Source organism: Streptomyces sp. NPDC053367, assembly GCF_044545925.1.
Classification (GTDB): domain Bacteria; phylum Actinomycetota; class Actinomycetes; order Streptomycetales; family Streptomycetaceae; genus Streptomyces.
Genome location: NZ_JBITYN010000010.1, coordinates 217,848 through 233,016, shown reverse-complemented (window position 1 = coordinate 233,016; position 15,169 = coordinate 217,848). Strand labels below are relative to the sequence as shown.

General features: G+C 70.2%; 12 protein-coding genes. 9 read left to right on the top strand and 3 right to left on the bottom strand.

From position 1 onward, the window contains the following. Positions 1 to 6 precede the first annotated feature (6 nt). The gene (locus ACIGXJ_RS27810) at positions 7 to 1,437 is read right to left on the bottom strand and encodes an endo-1,4-beta-xylanase (protein ID WP_399650703.1); all 1,431 of its coding nucleotides are present in this window, start codon (positions 1,435 to 1,437) and stop codon (positions 7 to 9) included. A 792-nt stretch (positions 1,438 to 2,229) separates the two neighbouring features. Here ACIGXJ_RS27810 and ACIGXJ_RS27805 point away from each other — a divergent pair. After that, positions 2,230 to 3,648 carry a non-reducing end alpha-L-arabinofuranosidase family hydrolase gene (locus ACIGXJ_RS27805; RefSeq protein WP_399650701.1) on the top strand — a complete coding sequence of 473 codons (1,419 nt, stop codon included), beginning with the start codon at positions 2,230 to 2,232 and terminating at the stop codon, positions 3,646 to 3,648. Between the two features lie 211 nt (positions 3,649 to 3,859). Here the strand turns inward: ACIGXJ_RS27805 and ACIGXJ_RS27800 are convergent, their stop codons facing one another. Both ACIGXJ_RS27800 and ACIGXJ_RS27795 read right to left on the bottom strand, forming a co-directional pair. Beyond that, entirely contained in the window at positions 3,860 to 5,119 is a 1,260-nt protein-coding gene (locus ACIGXJ_RS27800) for a hypothetical protein (RefSeq protein ID WP_399650698.1), read from the bottom strand. Further along, positions 5,116 to 6,321 (bottom strand): ATP-grasp domain-containing protein, encoded by a 1,206-nt coding sequence (locus ACIGXJ_RS27795; protein ID WP_399650696.1) that lies wholly within the window; start codon positions 6,319 to 6,321, stop codon positions 5,116 to 5,118. The genes ACIGXJ_RS27800 and ACIGXJ_RS27795 overlap by 4 nt, the downstream gene beginning before the upstream one ends. A gap of 345 nt (positions 6,322 to 6,666) precedes the next feature. Between ACIGXJ_RS27795 and ACIGXJ_RS27790 the strand changes: the two genes are divergently transcribed. From ACIGXJ_RS27790 to ACIGXJ_RS27755, 8 genes are read left to right on the top strand one after another with little or no spacing between them, the layout of a single operon-like run. Next, complete coding sequence (locus ACIGXJ_RS27790; RefSeq protein WP_399650694.1) at positions 6,667 to 7,716, top strand: N-acetylneuraminate synthase family protein; 1,050 nt, start codon at positions 6,667 to 6,669, stop codon at positions 7,714 to 7,716. Between the two features lie 7 nt (positions 7,717 to 7,723). Continuing rightward, a complete protein-coding gene (locus ACIGXJ_RS27785; protein WP_399650692.1) occupies positions 7,724 to 8,533 on the top strand; it encodes an SDR family oxidoreductase in 810 nt (269 codons plus the stop codon). Between the two features lie 34 nt (positions 8,534 to 8,567). Then, positions 8,568 to 10,472: a transketolase C-terminal domain-containing protein gene (locus tag ACIGXJ_RS27780; protein ID WP_399650689.1), complete on the top strand. Its 1,905-nt coding sequence runs from the start codon at positions 8,568 to 8,570 to the stop codon at positions 10,470 to 10,472. A 58-nt stretch (positions 10,473 to 10,530) separates the two neighbouring features. Beyond that, entirely contained in the window at positions 10,531 to 11,205 is a 675-nt protein-coding gene (locus ACIGXJ_RS27775) for an RraA family protein (protein WP_399650687.1), read from the top strand. Positions 11,206 to 11,214: 9 nt separating this feature from the next. Then, positions 11,215 to 12,123, top strand: coding sequence for an SDR family oxidoreductase (locus ACIGXJ_RS27770; RefSeq protein WP_399650684.1), 909 nt, complete (start codon positions 11,215 to 11,217; stop codon positions 12,121 to 12,123). Further along, positions 12,120 to 13,457 carry a D-arabinono-1,4-lactone oxidase gene (locus tag ACIGXJ_RS27765; protein WP_399650682.1) on the top strand — a complete coding sequence of 446 codons (1,338 nt, stop codon included), beginning with the start codon at positions 12,120 to 12,122 and terminating at the stop codon, positions 13,455 to 13,457. The genes ACIGXJ_RS27770 and ACIGXJ_RS27765 overlap by 4 nt, the downstream gene beginning before the upstream one ends. Further along, positions 13,454 to 14,131: an HAD family hydrolase gene (locus ACIGXJ_RS27760; RefSeq protein WP_399650679.1), complete on the top strand. Its 678-nt coding sequence runs from the start codon at positions 13,454 to 13,456 to the stop codon at positions 14,129 to 14,131. The genes ACIGXJ_RS27765 and ACIGXJ_RS27760 overlap by 4 nt, the downstream gene beginning before the upstream one ends. Next, entirely contained in the window at positions 14,128 to 15,117 is a 990-nt protein-coding gene (locus ACIGXJ_RS27755; protein WP_399650677.1) for a branched-chain amino acid transaminase, read from the top strand. Before ACIGXJ_RS27760 ends, ACIGXJ_RS27755 begins: the two co-directional genes overlap by 4 nt. Positions 15,118 to 15,169: the final 52 nt, after the last annotated feature.

The window sequence follows — 15,169 nt, the reverse complement described above, 5'->3', positions numbered from 1 at the left end:
GTCCCATCAGGTGCGGGTCCAGCGCTGGTTGCTGCCGCCCGAGCAGGAGTAGAGCTGGATCAGGGTGCCGTTGCCGGTGCCGGCTCCGACGGCGTCGAGGCAGAGACCGGACTGGACGCCGACGATGGATCCGTCGGAGTTGAGGCGCCACTTCTGGTTGTCGCCGCCCCAGCAGCTGTAGATCTGGACCTTGGCGCCGTTGCCGGTGCCGGCGGCGTCCAGGCACTTGTTGCCGTAGACCCTGAGCTCGCCGGCGCTGGTGGACGTCCACTGCTGGTTGGTGCCGGTGTTGCAGTCCCACAGCTGGAGCTGGGTGCCGTCCGTGGTGCTGGAGTTGGGCACGTCCAGGCAGCGGCCGGAACCGACGCCCTTGATCTGTCCGCCCTCCGCGGGGGGCGTGGTGGAGCCGCCGTTGAGCGCGTTGAGGACCGCGGTGTAGGCGGGCTTCTTGCTGCCGTCGTTGTTGAACAGCAGCGGCGTGTCACCCGACCGCCAGGAGTCCATGTCGCGCACGCCCCAGACGGTGATGCCGAGGCAGCGCGAGACGGCCAGGCAGTCGTTGGTCACGGCGGCGTAGGTCGAGGACGAGGCGCCCTGGATGTCGAGCTCGGTGACGGCCACGTCGACGCCGAGGGCGGCGAAGCTCTGCAGGGTGGTGCGGAAGTTGCTGTTGTACGGGCTGCCGCTGTTGAAGTGCGCCTGGAAGCCGACGCAGTCGATCGGCACGCCGCGCTGCTTGAAGTCCCGGACCATGTTGTAGACGCCCTGCGTCTTGGCCCAGGTCCAGTTCTCGATGTTGTAGTCGTTGTAGCAGAGCTTGGCGGCCGGGTCCGCGGCGCGCGCGGTGCGGAAGGCGACCTCGATCCAGTCGTTGCCGGTGCGCTGCAGGTTGGAGTCGCGCCGGGCTCCCGAACTGCCGTCGGCGAAGGCCTCGTTCACGACGTCCCACTGGGCGATCTTGCCCTTGTAGTGGCCCATCACGCCGTTGATGTGGTCGATCATCGCCTGGCGCAGTGAGCTGCCGCTGAGGTTCTGCATCCAGCTGGGCTGCTGGGAGTGCCAGGCCAGCGTGTGACCGCGCACCCGCTTGCCGTTCTGCACGGCCCAGTTGTAGACGCGGTCGCCGGCGGTGAAGTTGAACTGGCCTCGCTGCGGCTCGGTGGCGTCGATCTTCATCTCGTTCTCGGCCGTCACCATGTTGAACTCGCGGTTCGCGATCGACGTGTACGTCGAGTCGCCCAGCCTGCCCGAGGCGATGGCGGTGCCGAAGTAGCGGCCGCTCTGGGCCGCCGCGGCGCCGAGCGTGCTCTCGGCGGCGTGCGCGGCCGGTGGCGCGGCCAGGGCGCCGGCCGCACCGAGGACGCCGACGAGCAGCGCCGGCAGCAGGCCGCGGATCTTCCGGCGGGCGAGGGGCCTGGGAAGGGCATTGGAGCCCATGACTGTGCCTCCAAGGTAGAGATCACGGAAGGACTGAAGCGCGGGAGTTGCGTCGTCCGCTCCCACTCGGCAGACGGACGGGGCGGGCCGTACCCGGCCGGCCGACCGGGTGACGCACGGCGGGCGGGCAGCCCATGGGGTTCGCGAGCTCGAACCGAGCCCGGTTTCTCAGACAGGGATGATTGAGGTGGAGGTGACGGGTCGTCAATACTCTCCGCAGAAAAAGTTTCTGTGAATTGCTCGAAACTTTCGGAATACAGAGATGCAGAGAGGTGCTCCCGGCCCTGCCGTGAGTGGACACGGCAAGGCTGCAGTCCAGGGATGGCTCAGGGTGGGTGTGCGGCAGCTGTCAAGGGGCACTTTATTGAGGTCCCGGCATCGAGTGTCGTGCGCTGCGGTCGGCCGGTGGGGTGACCTGCGTCGTTTCCCGCGTAAGGGTCGCGAAATATTTCGGTGATGACGGCGATACGTGCGAGAGGTATTGACGCCGTCCACCGGTTCCCTATCATTCAGTTCGCTCGATACATCGACCATTGTTCGAAATTACGAACAGAACGACTGCTCGACGCACAACAGGGCACCTCTGGATCACGCCGCCCGTAGCCGTATGTCATGACCTTGCCAAGCTCAACCGGGCGCCGGGTGCTCACAGGCTGCCGCTGCACAACAACCGCACCACACCGACAGTCCGGAAGACCTCTGATGAGGAGACCTCTGATGAGCAGACCTCTGATGAGCAGACCTCTGACGAGGCCGACCCGGAACCGCCTACTCAAGGTTGAGGAAGTCCCGATGCACAGAGCAAGTTTCAGCCGCAGGCATCCGTCCGTGGTGCTCGCCGCCGTGGTCGCGGCCCTGGCCGCGTTGGCGGCGCTGCTCGTCGCCGCCCCGGCCCAGGCGGCTTCCAGCGGGGCCCTGCGCGGTGTTGGTTCCGGCCGGTGTCTCGATGTGCCGGGCGCCAGCCAGACCGACGGCACGTCCCTGCAGATCTACGACTGCTGGGGCGGGACCAACCAGCAGTGGACGCTGACGGACAGCAACCAGCTCACCGTGTACGGCAGCAAGTGCCTGGACGTCCCGGGCCATGCCACCACGCCCGGTACCCGGGTGCAGATCTGGACCTGCTCCGGCGGAGCGAACCAGCAGTGGCGCCTGAACTCCGACGGCACGGTCGTCGGCGTGGAGTCCGGGCTGTGCCTGGAGACCGCGGGCGCCGGTACGGCCAACGGCACGGCGGTGCAGATCGGCACGTGCAACGGCGGCAGCAACCAGAAGTGGACCGGCCTGTCCGCGCCGGGCGGCGGCACGTGTGCCCTGCCGTCGACGTACCGGTGGACGTCCACGGGTGTGCTGGCGCAGCCGGCGAACGGGTGGGCCGCGGTGAAGGACTTCACCACCGTGACGCACAACGGCAAGCACCTGGTCTACGCGTCCAACTTCTCGGGGTCGTCGTACGGCTCGATGATGTTCAGTCCCTTCACCAACTGGTCGGACATGGCGTCGGCCGGGCAGACCGGTATGAACCAGGCCGCGGTGGCGCCCACGCTGTTCTACTTCGCTCCCAAGAACATCTGGGTGCTGGCGTACCAGTGGGGTTCCTGGCCCTTCATCTACCGCACGTCCAGCGACCCCACCAACCCCAACGGCTGGTCCGCCCCGCAGCCGCTGTTCACCGGGAGCATCTCCGGTTCCGACACCGGCCCGATCGACCAGACCCTGATCGCCGACGGCCAGAACATGTACCTGTTCTTCGCCGGTGACAACGGCAAGATCTACCGCGCGAGCATGCCGATCGGGAACTTCCCGGGCAACTTCGGCTCGTCGTACACGACGATCATGAGCGACACGAAGGCCAACCTCTTCGAGGCGCCTCAGGTGTACAAGGTCCAGGGCCAGAACCAGTACCTGATGATCGTCGAGGCGATGGGCGCGAACGGGCGCTACTTCCGCTCCTTCACGGCCTCCAGCCTGAGCGGCTCGTGGACCCCGCAGGCCGCCACCGAGAGCAACCCCTTCGCGGGCAAGGCCAACAGCGGTGCCACCTGGACCAATGACATCAGCCACGGCGACCTGGTCCGCAACAACCCCGACCAGACCATGACCATCGACCCCTGCAACCTCCAGTTCCTCTACCAGGGCAAGTCCCCCACGGCGGGCGGCGACTACAACAAGCTGCCGTGGCGGCCGGGCGTCCTCACCCTGCAGCGCTGACCTGCCCGACTCACCGACACGCACCGTCCCGAGGAACCCCAGCCGTGCGGCGGCTGGGGTTCCTCTCGCCCGGGAGGGCCGACGTCGTCCCGGTTCCGCCCCGCTCCGCCCGCCCGGGCGGCCACGGCCCGCGGAGCCGGGAGTCGGGCAGGCACCCGTGTGACGGCGCCCGGCCGGTGGCCTTGCCAGGCGCCGCGTGCGGGGGGAGGGCTCAGCCCGCGGGGGCGGGCCGGTCGCCGTCCGGGTGGATCACCGTGGAGCGCTCGAACCAGTCCAGGGCCTCGGCCAAGGACGTCTCGACCTCGGCCCGGGTGGCTCCCGTCGCCAGCACCGAGCCGATCTTCTCCACGCTCACCTGGGCGGGCTTCAGCACCGCTCCCGGCTCGGCGTGCCTGTGGTAGGCGCTGATGCCGGGCACCGGGCAGGTGTCGGGGACGGCCAGCAGCGTGCCGGGGCGCGGCGGGAAGAGTGAGAGGCCCGCGATCCGCTCCGGCGCGCCCGGGACCGCCGGGACGTCGTGCCCGGCCAGCGACCGCACGTACACCTCGGGAAGCGTGACGCCGAAGCCGAGCTGGAGCACGTGCTCGATCATCCCGCCGCCCATGCGGCTCGCCACCTCGTTGAACACCAGCCGCCCCGCAGGGTCGCGGAAGACCTCGGCGTGGAACATGAACGTGCCGGGCGACGGGAGGGCCGCCAGGGCGCGGCGGGTGAGTTCGAGCAGCGGCTCCAGCAGCGGATCGTCCGGATCCAGCAGGCAGCTGTGGAGCGCGCGCCCGCGCATGATGTCCAGGCAGGTCGTGTCGCCCTGGGTCGAGGGCCACATCAGCAGGGGCCGCCCCTCGGCGACGATGCCGTCGACGTGGAACAGCTCGTGCTCGATGTACTGCTCGGCCAGCAGCTGAGCGCCGTCGTCCGTGCCGAGGTCACGGTGGGAGGCCAGCAGCGAGGCCAGGTCGTCCCGGTCCCGCAGGACGTGAACTCCCATGGAGCCACCGCCCCTGCGGGGCTTGACCACGACCGGGAAGCCGTGCTCGTCGAGGAAGCCCAGCAGGTCGTCCAGATGACCGACCGGGGCGTACGGCGCCACGGGGACGCCGGCCTCGTCGAGCAGCTCCTTCATCCGCAGCTTGTCCCGGAAGGCGACGGCGCTCGGCACGTCCTGCCCCGGCAGGCCCATCAGCTCCCGCAGCCGCGCGGCGCGCAGGATGTCGAACTCCGACAGGGCGATCACCCGGTCGAAGCCCAGCTTCCGGTGGAGGTCCAGCGCGTGCAGCTCGACCAGGGGATTGAAGTGGAAGTCGGGCAGGATCTCCACGTGCGTGTATCCCGCGAGCTGCTCCGAGCGGGTCTCCGGGTCGGCCGACACCGCCGCCTCGTCGGTGAGGAGCACCGCTTCATGGGCGTCGCCGATCCACTCCGGGAAGCGCCGTCCCGAAAGCGGAGTACGGTTCAGGACGAGGAATTTCACCGCACCTCCACGGATATCGCGTCGCGGAACTCCAGGAATCCGGAATCCACGGCCTCGGCGGTCTCGCCGGAGAACAGCACGTGCCCGTGGGCCGCCGACGCGTGCGGCGGCACGAGCACTCGGTCGCCGACGTTCCCGTACAGCACGATTTCGCTGACGCGCTCGTCGCCCTCGACCTTTTCCATGCCGTGCACGCCGACGAGTTCACCGGCTCGCTCGGCGAAGAACAGATAGAAGCCCGTGGGCTTCGGAGCCCGCGGCGGGTCCAGCTCCACCGGGCGTCCAGTGGAAAGATCGAGCAAAGCTTCGACCATGTCGATGCCAGTGCTGAGGAGCACCGACTGATAAACCGGGCCGCCGCCCAGCCGTCCGGCCGTCTCCAGAATGTACGGGTCACCTTCCGCGGTGATCCGGAATTCCGTGTGCGTGGCACCGGTGTCGATGCCCAGCGCCCGGTGCGCCTCGTCGGTGGCGGCCGTTATGCGGGCCACGAGTTCCTGCGGCAGCCGGGTCGGCGTGGTGTAGTAGACCTCTTCGAAGAAGGGCCCCTCCATGGGCAGCGGCTTGTCGTGCACGGCCACCACATGGGTCTGCCCGTCGACGACCAGCGACTCGACGCTGATCTCGGAGCCGGGGACGTACGCCTCCAGCAGCACGGCCTCGCCGTACTCGTCCTTGGTGCGCACATGCAGCGGGTCGTGCGTGAAGCCCGTCCAGGCGCCGCGGCGGATGGTGTCGAAGTGCTCGGCCAGCTCGGTGTCGTCGTCGACCCGGCGCACGTACTTGCTGCCCCCGCCGATGAGCGGCTTGAGCACCAGCGGATATCCGACGCCGACGGCCGCCTCGCGCGCTTCGCCCAGGTCACGGGCGAGCGCGAAGCGCGGCTGCGGCAGTCCGGCGGCGCCGAAGGCGGAGCGCATCGCGTACTTGTCGCGCGCGAGATAGGCGGCCCGCTCGCCCACCGAGGGCAGTCCCAGCTCCGCCGCCACGGCCGCGGCCGCCGGCACGCTCTGCTCGACGAACGTCAGGACACCGCGGATGGGCTCGGTCTCCTCGGCGGCGAGCAGCGTGGCCGCCGCGACCGTCTCCTCGATGCTGGCGGTGTCCGCCACCACCACCCGGTCGACGAAGTCCGCCTCCCACGTCGCGTCCTTCATCACCATCAGGAGCCGCTCGCCGTGCTCCCGTGCATAGTCCCGCACGCGGGCGAGGTGCTTTCGGCGGCTCAGGTTCCGCGTGTGCAGTAGGAGGATGCTCACAGTTGTGTGTCTCTCAAATCGTTGAAGAGTGAGGCAGGATTGGGGTATTGGGAATCGGCTCCTGGTAACCCGGTGCAGCACAGGTTCGTTGAATTCGGGCATACGGCGTCATTCATCAACGAGGGGGACCGGGGCGGAACTTGATGCCCAATTAGGTGTTGCTGAACCATGATCAGATCATGCTAGCGTTCGCCTGGTCAATCGCCTCGGGGGAGCTGTGCGCCGTTTCGCGACCCGTCCCGCCGAGGGATTTCAGGGGACCCATTTTGCATGCGGGGGACATAGTTAATGTCGCGCAGTATCACTATCGGCAACAAGACCATCACTGACAGTGCCGATGCCTATGTCATAGCCGAGATCGGTCACAACCACGGCGGAGACATCGGGCTGGCCGCGGAACTCGTGCGCATGGCCGCAGAATCCGGCGCGCACGCCGCCAAGCTTCAGAAGCGTGACAACAAGTCGCTGTTCACCAAAGCGATGTACAACCAGCCCTACACGGGCCGAAACAGCTACGGGGCCACGTACGGATTGCACCGTGAGGCCGTGGAATTCGGGGAGAAGGAGTACCGCCACCTCGCCGAGGTCGCGGCCGAGGCCGGTATCGACTTCTTCTCGACCGCCTTCGACTTCAACAGTGTCGATTTCCTCGCCGAGTTGGGTGTCCCGGCCATCAAGATGGCCTCCGGCGACCTCACGAACACACCGCTGCTGGCCTACGCGGCCAAGACCGGCATCCCGCTGATCATCAGCACCGGCGGCGCCGGCATGGCGGACGTGCGCCGCGCCGTCGAGACCATCCTGCCGCTGAACGACCAGCTCGCCGTGCTCCAGTGCACCGCCGCCTACCCGGCCACGCCCGACGTGCTGAACCTCTCGGTCATCAGCACCTATCGCGAGGAGTTCCCCGGCGTCGTCGTCGGCCTGTCCGGCCACGACGTCGAGTCCGAGTCGAGCGTCATCGCCTATTCGCTGGGCGCCCGCGTCATCGAGAAGCACGTCACGCTGGACCGCTCCATGCCCGGCAGCGACCACCACTTCTCGCTGGAGGCCGGCCACCTGCGGGACCTCGTCGACAGCCTGGAGCGCACCCGGCGCTCCCTGGGCAGCCCGGTCAAGGAGCTGCTGCCGGTCGAGGCGCCCGCCCTGCACAAGATGGCCAAGAAGCTCGTCGCGGCCCGCGACCTGGCGGCCGGCGAGATCCTCACCGTCGAGGACGTCGCCATCAAGTCGCCCGGCGACGGCCTGCGGCCGTACGTCCTCGACGAGCTCGTCGGCCGCCCCCTGCTGGTGCCGCTCGCCGAGGACGAGGACATCAAGCTCGACGACCTCGGCTGAGCGCGCCATGAGTGCACACATCGACCTGACGGGACAGGTCGCGGTCGTGACGGGCGTCCTCGGCAGGCTCGGTGCCGTCTGGACCGACGCCCTGCTCGGCGCCGGCGCCCGGGTCGTGGGCCTGGACCGCACACCGTCCGTGCCGGACGCCTTCGCCGCCGTCCTCGAACGCCATGACACCGACCGCTTCCACCTGCTGGAAGCCGATGTGACAGACACCGGGAGCCTGCGCGCCGCGCTGGCCCGGTGCCGGGCCGAGGCCGGCCTGCCGACGGTCCTCGTCAACAACGCGGGGATCGACCAGCCGCCGTCCGCCACGGGCGACAGCTGGCTGTTCGGCGACATCCCGGCCGAGGTGTCCGCCGCCGTCCTCGACGTCAACGCCCTGGGCGTCCTACGGGTCTGCCAGGTCTTCGGCACCGCCATGGCCGAGGCGGGCGCGGGATCCGTCATCAACATCGGTTCGCTGTACGGGTCGATGGCGCCCGACCCGCGCCTGTACGAGCACCTGCCGCAGGACCCGCCGTTCCTCAAGCCGCCGGCGTACGGCATGTCCAAGGCGGCCGCCGCCGCCCTGACCCGCTATCTGGCCGCGCTGTGGGGGCCCGCGGGCGTCCGCGTCAACACGCTGTCACCGGGCGGTGTGCTGGGCGGCCAGGACCCGGAGTTCCGGGCCAAGTTCAGCGCACGCGTGCCGCTGCGGCGGATGGCCGAACCCACGGACCTGACCGGACCGCTGCTGTTCCTCGCCTCCGGCATGAGCAGCTACGTCACCGGCACCGAGCTGCTCGTCGACGGCGGCTACGTCAGCTGGTGAGGCGGCGTCCGTCACCCGTACCTCTGGAGAAGTCATGAACACCACTCTCGCCTGGCTGCCCGCCGACGAGTTCACCCGTCTGCTGAACGGCATCCCCGATCGTCACGACCGGAGCAAGGCCTTCGCGGACGCCGCCCGCATCAACACCCTCTACAGCATCATGCGCGCGGGCTCCGGCCACCTGGGCTCCAGCTTCAGCGCCGCCGACACGGTCGCCTGGCTGCTGCTGGAGGAGATGCGCTCGCCCTTCGAGCCCGACGGGGACATCTACTTCTCGTCCAAGGGCCATGACGCGCCCGGCCTCTACGCGGCACTGATCGCCCTCGGCGCGCTGCCCGAGGACAAGCTGCACCGGCTGCGCAGGCTGGGCGGACTGCCCGGGCACCCCGACGTCAGCCTCCCGCACATGCACGCCAACACCGGCTCCCTCGGGATGGGCATCTCCAAGGCCAAGGGCATGATCCTGGCCGACCGGCTGATCGGCGCCGACCGCCGTGTCTACGTCCTCACCGGTGACGGGGAGCTCCAGGAGGGCCAGAACTGGGAGGCGCTGGCCGGGGCCGTCCATCGCGAGATGGGCGAACTGACCGTCATCGTCGACCACAACAAGATCCAGTCGGACACCTGGGTCGCCGATGTGAGCGATCTCGGCGACCTGGAGGCCAAGTTCGCCTCCTTCGGCTGGGCCGTGCTGCGCTGCGACGGCAATTCCGCCAAGGACCTCGACGCCGCCTTCCGCACGCGGGAGACGGAGTACGCGGGCCGGCCCGCGGTCGTCATCGCCGACACCGTCAAGGGCGCCGGCTGCGCCACCTTCGCGGCCACCTCCATGCCGCCGGGGGAGTGGCGCTACCGCTTCCACAGCGGGGCGCCGGCCGTCGAGGACTACCTGCGCGCGCACCGGGAGCTGGTGGCGTCCGTCGACGATCTGCTCGGCCGCCACGGCCTGCCCCCGCTCGCCCTGACGACTGCCGAAACGATTCTGCCCGCCAAGGCGGCCGGACCCCGGCTCCCCGAGGTCTACGGCCGCGCCCTGCTCGACCGGGCGCGCACCGACGAGCGGATCGTGGCGCTCGACGCCGACCTCGTCCTCGACACCGGCCTCATCCCGTTCTCCGAGGCCCTCCCGGACCGCTTCGTCGAGTGCGGCATCGCAGAGCAGGACATGGTGTCGATGGCCGGCGGCATCGCCTCGCGCGGCCTGCTGCCGTTCGCGCACTCCTTCTCCTGCTTCCTGCACGCCCGGCCCAACGAGCAGATGTACACCAACGCCTCCGAGCGCCGGAAGGTCGTCTACGTCGGCTCCCTCGCCGGACTCGTCCCGGCCGCTCCCGGCCACTCCCACCAGGCGGTGCGCGACATCAGCGCCCTGGGCGCCGTACCGGGTCTCGTCCTGCTGGAGCCGGCGAACTCCGCCGAGACCGAGGCCGCCGTCGCGTTCTGCGCCGAGACCGACACCAGCGTCTACCTCAGACTCGTCAGCACCCCGGTCCCCGAGGAGGCGGAGTCGCTCGGCGCGCAGCCGCTGCGGACCGGGCACGGCCGCGTCGTCCGGCAGGGCGGCCGGACCGTGGCGATCGGCTCCGGTCCCCTCGTGCTGACCCAACTGCTGCGCGCAGCGAATCTGTTGGCTGCCGACGGGGTCGACCTCACCGTGGTGGCGCTGCCCTGGCTGAACCGGGTGGACACCGACTGGCTGCACGAGGTGGCGGCGGGCGCCGACGAGCTGTTCGTCGTCGAGAACCACTACACGCACGGCGGCCAGGCCGACCTGATCGCCCGGGCGCTGCTGGAGCTCGGCACCGACCGCACCCCCTCGTTCACCGGCATCGGCCTGACCGACGTGCCGCTGTGCGGCACCGAGGCGGAGGTCCTCGACGCCCACGGCCTGAGCGCCGAGAAGCTCGCCACCCGGATCGGCGCCCGGACGCGGTCGTAACGCGACGACCGACGCACCGGCCCCGGCCATCCACCCACCCAAAGAGGAGCAACCCCCCATGGACACGGTCTACAACGACCTCTCCCGGCCGCCGCAGGACATCGTCGACGGCTTCCGCGAGCTGCTCGCCGAGTACAGCCCGAGCTGCGTGGTCACCGACGCCCAGCGACGGGCCGGAGCCATCGGCGGCTTCCAGGTCGTCCGCCACGACCAGAAGATCGCCGGGCCCGCGTTCACCATCAACCTGTCGATCGACGACTGGGTCAACACCCTGCCCATCCTCTCCCGGGCACAGCCCGGCGACGTCATCGTCATGGCCTGCCACGGCGTGGCCACCACCGCGATGTGGGGCGGCCTGACCGCCACGGTCTCCCACAAGTTCGGCATCGCCGGAGCGATCATCGACGGGGCCGCGCGGGACATCGACGAGATCCGCGACATCGGCTTCCCCGTCTGGTACCGCACCACCTCCCCGCGGCAGTCGCCCGGTGCCGTCCACGACCGCATCGAGCCGGTCCAGGTCAACGTGCCGGTCTCGGTCGGCGGCCAGGTCATCTTCCCCGGCGACATCGTCGTGGCCGACGAGAACGGCGTGGCCACCGTGCCCTCGGGCAGCGCCAAGGCCGTGCTGGAGAGCGCCCGCGGGGTCGCGGCGCGCGAGAACGAGATCCGTGACCGCATCAGCTCCGGCGCTACGGCCGCGGACCTGCGGGCCGAGTTCGGCAACCTCTGAGGGGACACCATGCGCGTCTACATCACCGGAGCGGACGGCAGCCTCGGCAAGGCCCTGACCAAGGAGCTGAGCACCGACCCGCGCACCGCCGACTGGCCCGTCCTCGGCGTGTCCGTGGCGGACTTCGACATCGGCGACGAGCACGCCGTGTCCGCCTCCGTCGAGTCCTTCCGCCCGGACGTCGTCCTGCACCTGGCCGCCATCTCCATCGTGGCCGCCTGCGAGACCGACACCGAGCTCGCCCTGCGCGTCAACGTCGCCGGCGTCCACCAGGTCGCCGAGGCCTGCCGCAAGGCCGGCAGCCGCATGGTGTACATCTCCAGCGACTACGTCTTCGACGGCGTCTCGGCCCCCGAGGAGGACTACCGGGAGACCGACGTCCCCAACCCGCTGAGCCTGTACGCCCTCACCAAACTGGCCGGCGAGCAGATCGCCGAGCGGGTGCCCGAGCACCTCGTGGTGCGCACCTCCTGGCTGTTCGGCGGCGCGGCGGAGAACAACGACGACGTCCTGGCCACCATCCGCTCCGCCGAGCGCGGCGAACGCCAGGAGCTGATCGACGACCAGTACAGCCGCCCCACCTACACCGTCGACCTGGCCCGGGCACTCATCCACCTGATCACCCTGGACGAGTTCCCCACCGGCATCGTGCACGTCGCGAACCAGAACCGGGCCACCCGCTACGAACTGGGCGCGTACGCCCTCAACGAGTACGACCCCAAGCTGCACGCGGAGCACCCGCCGACCGCCGTCTCCTTCGACGACTGCACCTTCGTCGGCGGCAGGCCCAAGGTCTCCGTCCTGAACACCGACCGGCTCGCGCGGCTCGGCCTGACCATGCCGACCTGGCAGGACGCCGTGGCCAGGCACTGCGCGGTCCTCCGCGACGACACCGCATCCCGGAAGGCCACCGCATGAACCTGTTGACCCGGGCCACCGCCTCGCCCGCCACCTGGCGCAACTGGGCCCGCTCCGCCCGCTGCACCCCCGACCGCATCGTCCGTGCCACGCACGAGAGCGACATCGTCGACGCCGTGCGGTACGCCTCCGACCGCGACCTCACCCTGCGTGCCGCCGGGACGGGCCACTCGTTCAACCCCCTCGTCACCACCAGCGGCGTCGTGCTGGACATGACCGGCTACACCGGCATCGTCGCCCTCGACCCCGCCGCCCCCTCCGTCACCGTCCGCGGCGGCACCCTGCTGCGGGAGCTGAACTGGGCGCTGGACAAGGCCGGCCTCGCCCTGTCCAACATGGGGACCCTGGAGGAGCAGACGATCGCCGGGGCCATCTCCACCGGCAACCACGGCAGCGGGCTCACCCACCGCCCCTTCTCCGGCCAGGTCCTCGCCCTCACCCTCGTCACCGCCGACGGCTCCGTGCGCAGCTGCTCCCCGCAGGAGGACCCGGAGCTGTTCGCCGCCGCGGCCACCTCCCTCGGCGCGCTCGGTGTCATCTCCACCGTCACCCTGCGCTGCGTACCGAAGTTCAACCTCCGCGTCACCGAGGGCAGCCGGCCGCTGGAGAGCATCCTGGAGGACATCGAGGCCTACGCCGGCAGCGCCGAGCACGCCACGTTCTCCCTCAAGGGCTGGAGCGACAACGCCTCCACCCTCAAGCTGGAGCCGACCGACGCGCCGGTGTCCGCCGACGCCGCCCGCCGCCGTCGCGCCAACACCCTCGGCGAGGTGCGCTGCGCCACCGCCGGCCTGGTGGGCCGTATCGACCAGCGCAGCGTGCGGCGCATCATGACCGCCCAGCTCGGCGGGGGCTCCGGCCCCGCGGACCACGTGGACGTCAGCTACAACGCGTTCACCTTCCCGCAGCCGGTGAAGTTCCTCTCCCTCGAGTACGCCCTGCCGTTCACCGCGTCGGCCGACGCGGTGCGCCATGTGCACGAGGACGTCAAGCGCTTCGGCCTGCGCACCCCCTACTCCATCACCGTGCGCTTCGGCGCCGGTGACGAGCTCCTGCTCAGTCCCGCCCAGGGACGCACGACGACGTACGTCAACATCACCGTCCCGCGCACCGTCGGCTACACCGAACTGCTGCGCACCTTCGAGGCGGTGCTCCTGGAGCACGAGGGCCGGCCGCACTGGGGCAAGGCGCACACGGCGACCGCCGAGGTCGTCGCCGACCGCTACCCCGGCTGGAAGGCGTTCCAGGACATCCGGGCCGAACTCGACCCGCGGTCCCTGTTCACCAGCGACTACCTCAGGCGTGTGCTCGGAGGCGCGCGCCCCCAGCAGTGACCGCCGCCGTCGCCGTCACGGCCGCCGCCGTCCTCATGGACTTCGACGGGCTCCTGTGCGACACCGAACGGGCCGCCCACCGGTCCTGGCACAACCTCTACGGCCGCCACGGGCTCGCGTTCCCGGACGAGGTCTGGACCGCCATGATGGGCCGGGCCACCGGGGAGTCGTACGCCGCCGAGGACCTCGCCCGGCGGCTGGGCCGCGCCCTGACCCCGTCCGAACTCCAGGAGCGGCGGCGGGACAAGCACCGCCTGGCCTCGGCGGAACCGCTGAGGCCGGGCGTGGCCCGCCTGCTGGAGCACGCGGCGGACCAGGGCATCGCCTGCGCGGTCGTCTCCAGCTCCGAGCGCGACTGGGTCCACGGCCACCTCCGACGCCTGGGCGTCCTGGACCGGTTCACCGAAGTGGTCACCGGCGAACAGGTCCGGGCCCGCAAACCCGCGCCCGACCTGTACCTGCGCGCACTGGAGCTGCTGGGTGCCGCCCCGGCCGACTGCGTGGCGCTGGAGGACTCCGCCACCGGCGTCACCGCGGCGAAGGCGGCGGGGCTGCGCTGCGTGGCGGTCCCGGGCGCCCGGGGCAGCCGCTCCGGCCTGACCGCGGCCGACCTCGTGCTCGACAGCCTGGAGCACATCTCCACCACCAAGATTCCAGAGGTGAAACCCGTATGACGACAGCAGAACAGACACCCGGCGCGCCCATGTCCATCATGGACTCGCTGGTCCGCACGGACGGCGAAGGACCCGACTGGCTCTGGCGCAGCGGCTCCCTGGTGCCCTGGGCCGAGGCGAGCGTGCACGTCAACGCCGTGGGCCACGCCTCCGTCGCGGCGGTCTTCGAGGGCATCAAGGCGTACGTCTCGCACGACGGCGGCCGCCTGCTGGTCTTCCGGCTGGACGAGCACCTCGAGCGCCTGTACGACTCGGCCCGCATCGTCCGCCTCCACCTGCCCCACGACCTGCCCACGCTGCGCGAGGCCGTCCTGGACGTCCTGCGCGCCAACCGGTACCGCGAGGACGTGTACCTGCGGCCCTGGGCGTTCCCGGCGGGCGTCATCCAGGAACAGATGGTGCCGGCCGGCGTCCCGTGTGAAGTGGTCGTGGACAGCTGGACGTTCACCAGCGGCCTGGGCACCGAGCGCGGCTGCCGGGCCGCGGTCAGCTCCTGGACCCGCATCAACGAGGCGTCCATGCCCCCGCGGGTGAAGGCGTTCTCCAACTACCACAACGGCCGCCTCGCGATGATCGAGGCCCGGGAGAACGGCCACGACTGGCCCATCCTCCTCAACGAGCGCGGCAAGGTGAGCGAGGGCCCCGGGGCCTGCATCGCGATCGTCCGCGACGGCGAGGTGATCACCCCGTCGACCACCAGCGGGATCCTGGAGAGCCTCACCCGTGAGACCTCCCTGACCCTGCTGCGCGAGATGGGCCGCACGGTCGTCGAACGCGACGTCGACCGGACCGAGTTGTACCTGGCGGAGGAGGTCTTCTTCATGGGCACCGGCTGGGAGATCCTGCCGGTGACCTCGGTGGACGGACTCCAGGTCGGGGACGGCTCCGCGGGCGAGGTCACCCGCGCACTCGACGCGGCCTACGCGTCCGTGGTGCGCGGAAGGTCGCAGGCCCACCGGGACTGGATCACGGAAGTCCCGTTCTGACCGCCCTGTTGGGCCGATCGCCCTACTGAGCGGTACGGTCGGGTCCCCGACA

Bases quoted from the DNA above. Each gene is read 5' to 3' on its own strand.
- ACIGXJ_RS27805 (WP_399650701.1), top strand. From the start codon at position 2,230: ATGCACAGAGCAAGTTTCAGCCGCAGGCATCCGTCCGTGGTGCTCGCC.
- ACIGXJ_RS27765 (WP_399650682.1), top strand. From the start codon at position 12,120: ATGAACCTGTTGACCCGGGCCACCGCCTCGCCCGCCACCTGGCGCAAC.
- ACIGXJ_RS27775 (WP_399650687.1), top strand. From the start codon at position 10,531: ATGGACACGGTCTACAACGACCTCTCCCGGCCGCCGCAGGACATCGTC.
- ACIGXJ_RS27770 (WP_399650684.1), top strand. From the start codon at position 11,215: ATGCGCGTCTACATCACCGGAGCGGACGGCAGCCTCGGCAAGGCCCTG.
- ACIGXJ_RS27780 (WP_399650689.1), top strand. From the start codon at position 8,568: ATGAACACCACTCTCGCCTGGCTGCCCGCCGACGAGTTCACCCGTCTG.
- ACIGXJ_RS27755 (WP_399650677.1), top strand. From the start codon at position 14,128: ATGACGACAGCAGAACAGACACCCGGCGCGCCCATGTCCATCATGGAC.
- ACIGXJ_RS27785 (WP_399650692.1), top strand. From the start codon at position 7,724: ATGAGTGCACACATCGACCTGACGGGACAGGTCGCGGTCGTGACGGGC.
- ACIGXJ_RS27790 (WP_399650694.1), top strand. From the start codon at position 6,667: ATGTCGCGCAGTATCACTATCGGCAACAAGACCATCACTGACAGTGCC.
- ACIGXJ_RS27810 (WP_399650703.1), bottom strand. From the start codon at position 1,437: ATGGGCTCCAATGCCCTTCCCAGGCCCCTCGCCCGCCGGAAGATCCGC.